This window comes from Streptomyces sp. TRM68367 (genome assembly GCF_014495685.1).
Taxonomy (GTDB): Bacteria; Actinomycetota; Actinomycetes; order Streptomycetales; family Streptomycetaceae; genus Streptomyces.
The window spans coordinates 1-12,594 of the sequence record NZ_JACTVI010000074.1; the positions used below are offsets into that span (position 1 = coordinate 1).

Annotated in this window: 10 protein-coding genes; 4 read left to right on the plus strand and 6 right to left on the minus strand. The window is 71.0% G+C overall.

From position 1 onward, the window contains the following. Positions 1-97: 97 nt before the first annotated feature. Positions 98-379, minus strand: coding sequence for a hypothetical protein (locus H8R17_RS33005; protein WP_223125767.1), 282 nt, complete (start codon positions 377-379; stop codon positions 98-100). Between the two features lie 149 nt (positions 380-528). On the opposite strand from H8R17_RS33005, the gene H8R17_RS33010 reads away from it, so the two are divergent. From H8R17_RS33010 to H8R17_RS33020, 3 genes are all read left to right on the plus strand, one after another. Next, positions 529-690, plus strand: coding sequence for a DUF5132 domain-containing protein (locus H8R17_RS33010; protein WP_223125769.1), 162 nt, complete (start codon positions 529-531; stop codon positions 688-690). A gap of 166 nt (positions 691-856) precedes the next feature. Continuing rightward, complete coding sequence (locus tag H8R17_RS33015) at positions 857-3,988, plus strand: amidohydrolase family protein (protein WP_187826894.1); 3,132 nt, start codon at positions 857-859, stop codon at positions 3,986-3,988. Between the two features lie 139 nt (positions 3,989-4,127). Continuing rightward, entirely contained in the window at positions 4,128-4,592 is a 465-nt protein-coding gene (locus H8R17_RS33020) for an inositol monophosphatase family protein (RefSeq protein ID WP_316959601.1), read from the plus strand. Here the strand turns inward: H8R17_RS33020 and H8R17_RS33025 are convergent. The 5 genes from H8R17_RS33025 to H8R17_RS33045 all read right to left on the minus strand — a co-directional run bounded on the left by H8R17_RS33025 (position 4,528) and on the right by H8R17_RS33045 (position 12,044). Next, a complete protein-coding gene (locus H8R17_RS33025) occupies positions 4,528-5,343 on the minus strand; it encodes a class I SAM-dependent methyltransferase (RefSeq protein ID WP_187826895.1) in 816 nt (271 codons plus the stop codon). The genes H8R17_RS33020 and H8R17_RS33025 overlap by 65 nt on opposite strands. Positions 5,344-5,347: 4 nt before the next feature. Next, the gene (locus tag H8R17_RS33030; RefSeq protein ID WP_187826896.1) at positions 5,348-5,629 is read right to left on the minus strand and encodes a hypothetical protein; all 282 of its coding nucleotides are present in this window, start codon (positions 5,627-5,629) and stop codon (positions 5,348-5,350) included. Continuing rightward, entirely contained in the window at positions 5,629-9,003 is a 3,375-nt protein-coding gene (locus H8R17_RS33035) for a pyruvate carboxylase (RefSeq protein WP_187826897.1), read from the minus strand. Before H8R17_RS33035 ends, H8R17_RS33030 begins: the two co-directional genes overlap by 1 nt. 565 nt (positions 9,004-9,568) lie before the next feature. Then, positions 9,569-11,020, minus strand: coding sequence for an argininosuccinate synthase (gene argG / locus H8R17_RS33040; protein WP_187826898.1), 1,452 nt, complete (start codon positions 11,018-11,020; stop codon positions 9,569-9,571). An 85-nt stretch (positions 11,021-11,105) separates the two neighbouring features. After that, positions 11,106-12,044: an SMP-30/gluconolactonase/LRE family protein gene (locus H8R17_RS33045; protein ID WP_187826899.1), complete on the minus strand. Its 939-nt coding sequence runs from the start codon at positions 12,042-12,044 to the stop codon at positions 11,106-11,108. A gap of 99 nt (positions 12,045-12,143) precedes the next feature. Between H8R17_RS33045 and H8R17_RS33050 the strand changes: the two genes are divergently transcribed. After that, positions 12,144-12,578, plus strand: a complete 435-nt coding sequence (locus H8R17_RS33050; RefSeq protein WP_187826900.1) for an Lrp/AsnC family transcriptional regulator — start codon at positions 12,144-12,146, stop codon at positions 12,576-12,578. The last annotated feature ends 16 nt before the right edge of the window (positions 12,579-12,594 follow it).

Consider the following 12,594-nt stretch of genomic DNA (forward strand, 5'->3'; position numbering starts at 1 on the left):
TCAGGTCCGGCCTCCCGCGCGGCAGTCACGCTCCGCAGTCAGCGGCACGGCCAGCGAGGACCCCTCCCCGCCTAAATTCGAAGACCCGAATTACTGCTCAAGCGAGTTTGCTCCTGACCATCGCAAGATAGAACGGGAGTTTTTGCACGGCGCTCTTCGGCACCACGTAGACCTCCACGTTGCCGTGCAGGTGGTCGTTGATGGTGAGCGTGCACTTTCCTTTTTCATGCCGCAATTCAGCGGAGTACAGAATTTTCTCCATCGTGGGTTCACTCGCAGCAGCTGCCTCGCCAGTTGCAGAATTTTCCATGATGAACTCCTGGCTCAATGCAAACTCGGAGGATGGCGCATATCCTGCCCGAACTGCACAGTAGGTCACGTTGTGGCGGTAAAGATCGACTGAAGTAAGGGTGTACCCGAAAGAGTGAAAATCATGGATCATCCTGGTGAGGCGACCCTTTTGGGGGCTAAGCTTCCGCGCCCCTTATCAAGAAGGTTATTCGAGGGACTGTCAAGTAGTCCGTAAAGCTGGCGCTGGACGCCAGGCGAGTAGCCCACGAAATCAACGAAGACCTGAGCGGCATTGCCGCCGAGGCAACCGCCGAAGTATTTGCTTCCGACCTCAAGGAAGGCTCCGAGGTGCCGCGCCAGACCGCCAAGAAGGCTCGTACCGGCAACGCGACCCCTTGAGAAGAGAGGGCGGCCGGCGGCACGGCGGCCGCCCGCGAGCCGTCAACTCACCTGTGTAAACAGGTGTTTGCGGTGTTTGCGCGCTGCGAACACAGCGGAACGGCCTGTTCCGCCGGTCCGTACTCATCTGTAGGGTGCATCGAACCCTACGGAGAGGCGTGGACCAATGGGGCTGACGCGGCGTGCGCTCATCAAGCGGGGAGCCGGACTCGCCGCGACGGCAGGGGCGTTGGGCGGTCAGGGGAGCCCGGCGTGGGCATCCTTGGCCGGGGACGGTGAGACGGGCGCGCAGACGGTCGGCGTGACCGTCACGGAGGCGACCAACGCGTCCGTTGCAGTTGCCCGGGACGGGCAGCGCGTCGTCCTGGACCTGCTGAACATCGTGTGGGCGCTGCCCGCCGACGGCGGCGAGGCCGTACCGCTGACCAGCGTGGAGGAGGAAGCGAGCGAGCCGGACTTTTCGCCGGACGGCGAGCGGATCGTGTACACGGCGTACACCGGCGGCACCTTCCAGCTCTGGCTGATGAACGCCGACGGCAGCGGACGCCGGCAGCTCACCTCCGGCTTCGCCGACCACCGTGAGCCGCGCTTCTCGCCGGGCGGCGACCGGCTCGCCTGCGCGGCCGAGACCGGCGGCCGGTACGCGATCCACGTCATCGACATCGAGGCCGGCGTGACCACGGTGTGGACCACCGGTACCGCGCAGGAGGGCCAGCCGTGCTGGACGCCCGACGGCACGGCGATCGCCTTCACCACCGGGACCGATGACGCGCCGCAGGCCATCGACCAGGTCAGCGCCGACGGCAGTCGCCGCACTCTCGCCACCGTCACCGAGGGCCGCCTCGCGGGGCCCTCGCTCTCGCCCGACGGCAGCCGCCTCGCCTACGTTCACCTCACCACTACCGGCACGGCCTTGGTCGTCGACGGCGAGCGGCTGACCGACGACGGCGAGGACGTGTTCCCGTTCGCCGCCCGCTGGGCCGGGCCGGAGGAACTCCTCTACACCGCCGACGGCAAGCTCCGCCGCCGTACGCTCCAAGGCGCCGTCAAAGACGTGCCGTTCAGCGCCCGCGTCACCGTGCCGAAGGTCGCCGAACGGCCCGCCGCGCGCGACTTCGACGGCACCCGCAGCCGCCAGGTCAAGGGCATCGTCGGCCCCGCGCTCTCCCCGGACGGCACTGCCGTCGCCTTCGGCGCCCTCGGCGACCTGTGGCTCATGCGCCGCGGCAGGGCCCCCGAGGCCGTCGTCGCCGACGGCCACCGCAACACGGATCCGGCGTGGTCCCCGGACGGCCGCACCCTCATCCATGTCAGCGACCGCGACGGCGGCATCGCCCTGTGGAGCCACGATCTCGCCACCGGAGCCCGGCGCCGCCTCACCGACACCGGGCTGGCCGCCGCCGCACCCACCGTCAGCCCGGACGGCACTGCCGTCGCCTTCATCTCCGACGGCACCACCCTCTCCACCCTGGACCTGACCAGCGGCGCCGTCCGCAAGGTGGCCGGCCCATTGAAGGCCCCAGGCCGGCCCACCTTCACCGCCGACGGCAAACGGCTGTCCGCCGCCGTCCTCGTCCCTGCCACTCCGCGCTTCCGGGAGGGCCGCAACCAGATCCTCACCGTCGACCTCACCACCGGCGAGGCCCACTACAGCGAGCCCCTCCCCGGCGGCTCCCTCACCAACCGCATCGACGCGGGCCCCGTGCACGCACCCGACGGCACCAGGACGGCGTACATAGCCAACGGCACCCTGCACATCAGCGATCTCGACGCCACCGGCCGGACCATCGGCACCGCCCGCCAGGTGAGCGCCGAGACCGCCGACGCTCCCAGCTGGAGCGGCGACTCCGGCTCCCTGCTCTACCTCTGCGACGGCCACCTCCGGCTGGTGGCCGCCGAGCCCGGGGCCCGGCCCGCCGCGGTCCCGCTCCGGCTCACCTGGCGCCCGGCCCTGCCCACCGGCCGTACGGTCATCCAGGCCGGCGCCCTCTGGGACGGCACCGGCCCCGTCCTGCGGCACGAAGTCGACATCGTCCTCGACGGCCACCGCATCGCCGCCGTCACCACGTGCGGGGCCCACCGCACGCGCCCCGGCGACAAGGTGGTCGACGCCCGCGGGCTCACCGTGCTGCCCGGCCTCGTCGCCGTGCACGAGCACGGCCCCTGGGAGCGGAACGAACTCATGCGCCTGTGGCTGTCCTTCGGCATCACCGCGCTGCGCTCGCCCGGCACCGCCCACTACGCCGCCGTCGAGGCCAAGGAGACCCTCGCCGCTGGCCGCCGCACCGGGCCCCGCGTCTTCACCGCCGGCGAGATGGTCGACGGATCCCGCATCTACTACTCCTCCGCCCGCCCGATCACCGACGACGACCAACTGCGCCGCGAGATCCGCAAGGCCCTCGCTCTCGGCCACGACATGGTCAAGACGTACGTCCGGCTGCCGTACTCCCGGCAGCGCAGGGCGATCCAGGCCGCCCACCGCGTCGGCCTGCGCACCACGTCCCACTACCTGTTCGGCCCGCTCGGCATGGGCGCCGACGGCGTCGAGCACATCGGAGGCACCAGCCGCTACGGCCGCCGGCAGAAGGAGACCCATCTCGGCCACAGCTACCAGGACGTCACCGTCCCGCTCGCCGCGTCCGGCATGGCGTTCACGCCCACCTTCGGCCTGTCCGGCCTCGGCCTGCCCGCAGTCCGTGCCGCCCTGTACCGCCACGCCGAGTGGGCCCTGGACGACCCGCGGCTCACCTCACTGCTGACCGCCGCCGAGTACACGGAGCTCCGCGACGGCGTCGAGGCGGCGCGGGCCGACGAACCGACCGCCGAACTCGCCTTCGTCGCCCGGCACGGCGAGACCGTGTGTCGCCTGATCGACCAGGGCGCCCACATCGCCGTCGGCACCGACAGCCCGCTCGTCCCGCCCGGCGTCTACTACCACCTCAACCTGCAGACCATGATCCGCCACGGCGTCAGCCCGTACGAGGCACTGCGCTCCGCCACCGTCCAGGGCGCCCGCGCCCTGGGCCTGTCCGACCACCTGGGCACCGTCGAGCCGGGCAAACTCGCCGACCTCGTCCTGGTGGAGGGCGACCCGACGAAGGACATCGCGGCCGCGGCCGCCGTACGCCAGGTCGTCGTCGGCGGCACCCCGCATACCGTCGCGGACCTGCTGGAGACAGCGGTGAAGCGGAGCGGGCCGACCGTCCGCAACGCCGCCCTGCCCGACGTACCCCGACAACCGGCCCACGACCGCTTCTGGTGGCACCGGCAGGAGCACATCCCGCACTCCTGCTGCTGAAGACGGTCGGCTTCCGTTCGGGCCGACACCTGTGGTTCGGGCGGCCAGGCGTGCGCCCAGCGCACTGGGGGCGCACTCTGCACTCTCTGGGGTGTGCATGCGATCGTCAGTGAGGATGGGATCGGGGTGGTGAAGAGCTGTGACCGAGGATGCGGCCGAGCGTGCTCTGTGGGTGGCCGTGGAGCTGGCCGAGTGGGCGTCCGAGACGATCCGCGGCGCGAGCGGCACGGGCGTGGGCCCGGTGGGTGCGGTCCGGGAGAAGGCGAGTCCCGCGGACATCGTCACGGACACCGACGAGGAGGTCGAGGCGCGCGTACGGGCGGTGTTGCGGCGGGAGTTCCCGGGCTGGGGGATCGACGGCGAGGAGTACGGCGTGGAGGAGGGGACGTCGGATGCGCCGCGCTGGCTGATCGATCCCGTGGACGGAACGACCAACTACGCGCACGGAATCGGCTGGTGTTCCTTCTCGCTGGGGCTGGCGGAGCCCGACGGGAAGCCGCTGGTGGGTGTGGTGGCGGACCCGTGGCGGGGCGAGGTTTTCACGGCGGTCCGGGGCAGGGGAGCGCACCTGAAACGGATTCGGTTCGCTCGCTGTGTGCGGTGAGGACGGGCTGGTGGAACCCGGTGGAGTCCGGGCTGTGCCAGGTGATGTCGGTGAAGCCGGCGTCAGCCGCGAACTGGGTCACCTCTGCGCGGGTCAGTGCCCAGTAGGTGGTCCGGCGGTGCCGGACCGTCCAGGTGCCAGCCTCGGGGACGAGCTGGAAGTGCTCCAGGTCGTAGTGTTCGCCGTCCTCGTGCCAGTGCCACAGCTGAAAGCTGATCACCTTGCCGTCGGGAGTCTCCGTGACCTGTGGAGGTGTCGCTGTGGGTCTGGTCGTGCGGGCTTCGTCGTAAGCGCGCACAGTGATCATCAGCAGTCCGTCGTCGCGGAGTACCCGTCGCATGCCGAGAAGGGCCGCCTCGACGTCCTGCGCGGTCAGCAGATGCAGGAGCGAGTTGTCGGCGCAGACGACGATGTCGAAGGCGGATGACGCAAAGGGCAGCCGACGCATGTCTGCGGCAGCCGCCGGGAGATGGGCGCCCCGGGCGGCCGCCTCGGCCGCGGCGCGTGCGGCGGCGAGCGGGCTCAGGTCGCTGCCGACGACCTCGTGCCCGCGCAGGGCAAGCCCGATCGCCTGAGTGCCGATCCCGCACGAGCAGTCCAGGACCGTATGAGGTCCGGTTCCCAGACGCTGGCGCACCACCTCGTTCAGGACTGTCGCCTGGTGCGCCATGCTCGTGTCCCAGTCCCGGAAGATCAGGTGGTAGTCGGGGGCCAGGCCGTCGTAGAAGTCCCGCACCGAGAAAGCGCACATGGGCTCACGGTACTGCGCGCGCGGCAGGTTCAGACGTTCGTCTCACCCGGAGCCGTTCGGGGAAGGTGACGCCGGTCAGCTCCTCGGCGGCATACAGCGTCGGCAGGGCGCCGCGCTGGCTGTCCTGCGCGTGGCAGCGCTGGTTCACGTCCAGGGCGAGGCCGACGGGGAGGGCGGTGTTGTGGTTGGCCAGGTTGGTGGCGGCCCAGCAGGTCGCCCGCGTCCGGCGCCGATCGCGCGCCCCTGGTGCTGCTGGACCACGGTGCGCACAAGAAGTGGCGGGCACTAGGTGAGCTGGAGGAGCAGGTCACCGCCCTCCACCTGCTGGATGGGGTTGATGGCCAGCCTCGACACCGTCCCGGCCCTCGGGGCGGTGATCGCGGCCTCCATCTTCATCGCCTCGATGGTGGCCACCGTGGCGCCGGCCGCCACCTCGTCGCCCTCCACGACCGCGAGGGTCACCACTCCGGCGAACGGCGCGGCGACATGGCCGGGATCGGTCCGGTCGGCCTTCTCCGTCGCGGGGATGTCGGAGGCCACGGCGTTGTCTCGGACCTGGATGGGCCGCAGCTGGCCGTTCAGGGTGGACATCACGGTGCGCATCCCGCGCTCGTCAGCCTCAGCGACGGCCTCCAGCTCGATGAGCAGCCGCACGCCCGGTTCGAGGTCGACGGCGTACTCCTTGCCGGGGCGCAGGCCGTAGAAGAAGTCCTTGCTGTCCAGCACGCTGGTGTCGCCGTAGGCCTGCCGGTGCTTGTCGTACTCGCGCGTCGGCCCGGGGAAGAGCAGCCGGTTGAGCGTCGCCCGCCGGTCCTTCACCAGGCCCGTGCGGTCGTCCGCGGTCAGTTCCTGCACGGGCCTGGGCTCGGCCCGGCCCTGAAGTGCCTTGCTGCGGAACGGCTCCGGCCAGCCGCCGGGCGGGGTGCCCAGCTCGCCGCGCAGGAAGCCGACGACGGAGTCGGGGATGTCGTAGCGGTCCGGGTCCGCCTCGAAGTCCTCGGGGGAGACGCCGGCGCCGACCAGGTGCAGGGCGAGGTCGCCGACCACCTTGGAGGAGGGGGTGACCTTCACCAGACGGCCGAGGATGCGGTCGGCGGCGGCGTACATCGCCTCGATCTCCTCGAAGCGGTCACCGAGGCCCAGCGCGACGGCCTGGGTGCGCAGGTTGGAGAGCTGCCCGCCGGGGATCTCGTGGTGGTAGACGCGTCCAGTCGGCGAGGCCAGGCCTGCCTCGAACGGAGCGTAGACGCGGCGCACGCTCTCCCAGTACGGCTCCAGGTCGCCGACCGCTTGGAGGTCGAGGCCGGTCGGCCGCGCGGAGTGATCGGTCGCGGCCACGATCGCCGACAGCGACGGCTGCGAGGTGGTGCCCGCCATGGAGGCCACCGCTCCGTCCACCGCGTCCGCGCCCGCCTGGATCGCGGCGAGGTAGGTGGCGAGCTGGCCGCCCGCGGTGTCGTGGGTGTGGATGTGCACCGGCAGGTCGAACTCGCTGCGCAGCGCCGCTACCAGCGTCGCGGCGGCCGGGGCGCGCAGCAGGCCGGCCATGTCCTTGACGGCGAGCACATGGGCGCCCGCGTTCACGATCTGCTCGGCCAGGCGCAGGTAGTAGTCGAGCGTGTAGAGGCGTTCGGACGGGTCGGACAGGTCGGAGGTGTAGCAGAGAGCGACCTCGGCGACGGCCGTGCCCGTCTCCCGTACGGCGTCGATGGCGGGGCGCATCTGGCCGACGTCGTTGAGGGCGTCGAAGATGCGGAAGACGTCGATGCCGGTGGTTGCGGCCTCCTGGACGAAGGCGTCGGTGACCTCGGTCGGGTACGGCGTGTAGCCCACGGTGTTGCGGCCGCGCAGCAGCATCTGGAGGCAGACGTTGGGCACGGCCTCGCGCAGGGCGGCCAGGCGTTCCCAGGGGTCCTCGGCGAGGAAGCGCAGCGCGACGTCGTAGGTGGCGCCGCCCCAGCATTCCAGGGAGAGGAGTTCGGGCAGGGTCCGTGCCACGACCGGGGCGACGGCGAGGAGGTCCTTGGTGCGGACCCGGGTGGCGAGCAGTGACTGGTGGGCGTCGCGGAAGGTGGTGTCGGTGATGCCGATGGTCGGCGACTCGCGCAGCCACCGGGCGAAGCCCTCCGGGCCGAGCGCGACGAGCCGCTGCCGGGAGCCGGCGGGCGGCTCACCGGCGGGCAGCGGCGGCAGTTTGGTGACCGGTTCGATGAGGTCGGGGCGCTCGCCGTGCGGCTTGTTCACCGTCACATCGGCGAGGTAGGTGAGCAGCTTGGTGCCACGGTCGGCGGAACTCCGCGCCGTCAGCAGATGCGGACGCTGCTCGATGAACGACGTCGTCACCCGCCCTGCCCGGAAGTCCGCATCGTCCAGGACGGCCTGCAGAAACGGGATGTTCGTGGCGACACCGCGGATACGGAACTCGGCGACGGCACGCCGGGCCCGGCCGATCGCGGCCTGGAAATCCCGGCCCCGGCACGTGAGTTTCACCAGCATCGAGTCGAAGTGCGCGCTGATCTCCGTACCCGCGTGCGTGGTACCGCCGTCCAGGCGGATGCCCGAACCGCCCGGCGAGCGGTAGGCACTGATCCGGCCCGTGTCCGGGCGGAAGCCGTTGGCCGGGTCCTCGGTGGTGATACGGCACTGCAGGGCAGCGCCGCGCAGGGTGACCGTCTCCTGCGACAGCCCGAGGTCGGCCAGCCTCTCATCGGCCGCGATGCGCAGCTGCGCCTGCACCAGGTCCACGTCGGTGACCTCCTCGGTCACCGTGTGCTCGACCTGGATGCGTGGGTTCATCTCGATGAAGACGTGGTTGCCGTCGCGGTCGAGCAGGAACTCCACGGTGCCGGCGTTGCGGTAGCCGATCTCCCGGGCGAACCGCACGGCATCCGAGCAGATCCGCTCGCGCAGCGCCGGGTCGAGGTTCGGCGCGGGCGCCAGCTCGATGACCTTCTGGTGGCGGCGCTGGACCGAGCAGTCGCGCTCGAAGAGATGAATGACGTCGCCGTGGCCGTCGGCGAGGATCTGCACCTCGATGTGACGGGGGTCGACAACAGCCTTCTCCAGGAAGACCGTCGGGTCGCCGAACGCGGAGGCCGCCTCGCGGGACGCAGCCTCGATCGACTCACGCAGCTGTCCCGGGTCCTCGACCCGTCGCATACCACGCCCGCCGCCACCGGCGACCGCCTTGACGAACACGGGGAAGCCGATGCCCTCGGCGGCACGGATCAACTCGTCCACGTCGGTGGACGGCGCCGAGGAGCCCAGCACCGGCACGCCCGCCGCGCGGGCGGCGGCCACCGCACGCGCCTTGTTGCCGGTCAGCTCCAGCGTCTCGGCGCTCGGCCCGACGAAGGTGATGCCCGCCTCCTCACAGGCGCGCGCCAGATCGGGATTCTCCGACAGGAACCCGTAGCCCGGGTACACCGCGTCCGCTCCGGCTCGCCGCGCCGCGCGCACGATCTCCTCGACGGAGAGATAGGCCCGCACCGGATGCCCCGGCCGGCCGATCTCGTAGGCCTCGTCGGCCTTCAGCCGGTGCAGCGAGTTGCGGTCCTCGTACGGGAAGACGGCGACGGTCCGCGCGCCCAGCTCATAGCCGGCGCGGAACGCCCGGATCGCGATCTCGCCGCGGTTGGCGACCAGCACCTTGCGGAACACGGCTCACCACTCCTTCGATCGGTACAACGCGTGCTTCAGGTCAACTCTCACGCCGTCGCGGGAGCATAGCCCCCCGGCGCCGCGAGTGGGCATGGGCAAGCGCGCTCACCCGGGTGCGCAGTCTTGCAGTGACGTCGTGGTCCTACCCGGGTTTGCGGTCCCGACGACATTCAGCGTCATGCCCTGAGCGGCCCATCGGCCTTGCCGGCCGTCGGCCCGCCCCGGACGCGCCCCCCGACCACCCGCGGGGACTGGGGGTGCCCAGCGTCCCCGCACGGGGCCTGAGGGCGCCCGGTCTCCCGCACGGGCTGGGGAGGGTCGGTCTCCCCGTGCGGGTGCTGGGGGGGCTCGGTCCTCGTGGTGGGTCTGCGGGCCTCCGGTGGTTGTACGGGGCCTGGGGGCGCCTGGTATTCCGCACGGGGGTCGGGGAGGGGCAGCCCCCGCATGGCGGCTGGGTAAGGTCAGCCCCCGCCCGGGCGCTGGGGGCGCTCGGTCCTCCCGCGGGGCCTGGGGGCGCGGTCCCTCGCGCGGGGCCCTGGAGAGGGCGCGTGGTCCGTTGTCCCGCTCAGTCGGTGCCGAACTCCATCGCCGCGCGGTCGAGCATCTGGTCGTCGTCGCCCTCGACCCTGCCGCGGGAGGCGATGACCTCGGCGCCGCCCTGCGGCATCGCGCCGATCAGCCCCGTCGAGGCGGCCTGGGCGGCACCGACGAGCGCCGCCTGCGTGTTGCCGACGATGCCGAGATCGGCGTACTGCTCCAGCCGGGCGCGGGAGTCGGCGATGTCGAGGTTGCGCATGGTGAGCTGACCGATCCGGTCCACCGGGCCGAACGCCGAGTCCTCGGTGCGCTCCATGGACAGCTTGTCCGGGTGGTAACTGAACGCCGGGCCGCAGGTGTCCATGATCGAGTAGTCCTCGCCGCGCCGCAGCCGAAGCGTCACCTCTCCGGTGACCGCCGCGCCCACCCAGCGCTGCAGCGACTCGCGGATCATCAGCGCCTGCGGGTCCAGCCAGCGGCCCTCGTACATCAGGCGGCCGAGGCGGCGGCCCTCGGTGTGGTACTGGGCGACGGTGTCCTCGTTGTGGATCGCGTTGACCAGACGCTCGTACGCGGCGTGCAGCAGCGCCATGCCCGGCGCCTCGTAGATGCCGCGGCTCTTGGCCTCGATCACCCGGTTCTCGATCTGGTCGGACATGCCCATGCCGTGGCGGCCGCCGATGGCGTTGGCCTCCATCACCAGGTCGACCGGGGTGGCGAAGTCCTTGCCGTTGATCGTCACGGGGCGGCCCTGCGCGAAGCCGATCGTCACGTCCTCGGCGGCGATCTCGACCTCCGGGTCCCAGAACCGCACGCCCATGATCGGGGTGACGGTCTCGACGCCGGTGTCGAGGTGCTCCAGGGTTTTGGCCTCGTGGGTGGCGCCCCAGATGTTGGCGTCCGTGGAGTAGGCCTTCTCGGTGCTGTCGCGGTAGGGGAGGCCGTGGGCGAGCAGCCACTCCGACATCTCCTTGCGGCCGCCCAGCTCGGAGACGAAGTCCGCGTCGAGCCACGGCTTGTAGATGCGCAGGTGCGGGTTGGCGAGCAGGCCGTAGCGGTAGAACCGCTCGATGTCGTTGCCCTTGAACGTCGAGCCGTCGCCCCAGATCTGCACGTCGTCCTCGAGCATCGCGCGGACCAGCAAGGTGCCGGTGACGGCGCGGCCGAGCGGCGTCGTGTTGAAGTACGCGCGCCCGCCGGAACGGATGTGGAACGCGCCGCACGCGAGCGCCGCCAGGCCCTCCTCGACCAGCGCCGCGCGGCAGTCGACCAGACGCGCGATCTCGGCGCCGTACGCCGACGCCCGGCCGGGGACGGACGCGATGTCGGGCTCGTCGTACTGGCCGATGTCGGCGGTGTAGGTGCACGGGACGGCGCCCTTGTCGCGCATCCACGCGACGGCGACGGACGTGTCGAGTCCGCCGGAGAAGGCGATGCCGACGCGCTCGCCGGTGGGCAGGGAGGTGAGAACCTTGGACATGGGAAGATTATGCGCCATAATGCATGATCATGCAACGCCGGGGATGAGATCCGGCCGACGGGCGCTCAGGATGTCGCCAGGCCGGTCACGTCTGATCCTTCCGGCGGGCCGTCGGCAGCGGCGGTGTGCCGGTGACCGACATGACGAGGGAGTAGAGCGTGGTGTCGGCGGCGATGAACATGCGGTTCCGTTTGGCGCCGCCGAAGCGGATGTTGGCGACGGTGCCGGGGACCAGGATGCGGCCGATGAGGGTGCCGTCCGGGTCGTAGCAGTGCACGCCGTCGTGCATGGCGGCGGCCCAGAGCCGACCGGCGTCGTCGAAGCGGATGTTGTCGAAGCTGCCGGTCCTGCCCTCGGCGAAGATCTCGCCGCCGCTGAGGGTGCCGCCGTCGTGGACGTCGAAGACGCGGATGCGGTTGGCCCGGCTGTCCGAGACGTACAGCCGGCGCTCGTCGGGGGAGAAGACCAGGCCGTTGGGGCCGTCGAAGCCGTCGGCGACCAGCCGCACCTCGCCGCTGTCGGGGTCCACGCGGTAGACGTTGCAGGCGCCGATCTCACTGTCGGCGCGGTGGCCCTCGTAGTCGCTGGTGATGCCGAAGTCCGGGTCGGAGAACCAGATCGAGCCGTCGGACTTTACGGCGGCGTCGTTCGGGCTGTTGAGCCGCTTGCCCTCGAAGCGCTCGGCGATCACGGTGACCGATCCGTCGTGCTCGGTGCGGGTGACCCGGTGGTTGCCCTGCTCGCAGGTGACGAGGCGGCCCTCGTTGTCCAGAGTGTTGCCGTTGGGGTGACCGGCGGGGGAGCGGAACACGCCGACCGTGCCGGTGGTCTCGTCCCAGCGCAGCAGGCGGTCGTTGGGGATGTCGCTCCACACCAGGTACCGCCCGGCCGGGACGTAGACCGGGCCCTCGGCCCAGCGGCAGGCCTCGAAGAGGGGCTCCAGCTTCGAGTCGCCCGCGGCGCACCTGCCCGTGCGGAACCGCTCATCGATGACCTGGTACAAATGCGGCTGCTCGCCGGGCATGCTGTCACCTTCCCCTTCTCCGCCGAATCCCGATCTGACAGATCCAGACTCTGCTGAATGACATTCGGCAGATCAAGTTTTCCTCAGGATGGAGATCCGTTGGACGACATCGACCGGCAGCTGCTCGTCCTCCTCCAGCAGGACGCCTCACAGTCGTACGCGGCGCTGGGGGAGGCCGAGGGGCTGTCCCCGGGGGCCACACATGAACGCGTGCGGAAGCTGCGCGAGCGGGGCGTCATCCGCCGGACGGCCGTCGAGGTCGACCGCGTTGCGGTGGGGCGGGGCGTGCTCGCCTTCGTCATGGTGGAGTCGACGCAGTGGGTGGGTGACTCCGGCGAACGGTTCGCCGCCATCGCGGAGATCCAGGAAGCGCATGTCATCGCCGGCAGCGCAGCGGTCCTGGTCAAGGTCAGGACCGCGACGACGGAGCAACTCCAGGACGCGCTGCGCCGTTTGTACGCCATCGAAGGAGTCAGCGGCACCCACGCCACCGTCGTACTGGAGACCTTCTTCGAACGCCCCGTCGCTCCGTAGCCGGCCGGGGAGACGC

What these genes read in the sequence shown, in the direction of transcription:
- H8R17_RS33015 (WP_187826894.1), top strand. Translation starts at nt 857, where the DNA reads ATGGGGCTGACGCGGCGTGCGCTCATCAAGCGGGGAGCCGGACTCGCC.
- H8R17_RS33025 (WP_187826895.1), bottom strand. Translation starts at nt 5,343, where the DNA reads ATGTGCGCTTTCTCGGTGCGGGACTTCTACGACGGCCTGGCCCCCGAC.
- argG (WP_187826898.1), bottom strand. Translation starts at nt 11,020, where the DNA reads ATGTCCAAGGTTCTCACCTCCCTGCCCACCGGCGAGCGCGTCGGCATC.
- H8R17_RS33045 (WP_187826899.1), bottom strand. Translation starts at nt 12,044, where the DNA reads ATGCCCGGCGAGCAGCCGCATTTGTACCAGGTCATCGATGAGCGGTTC.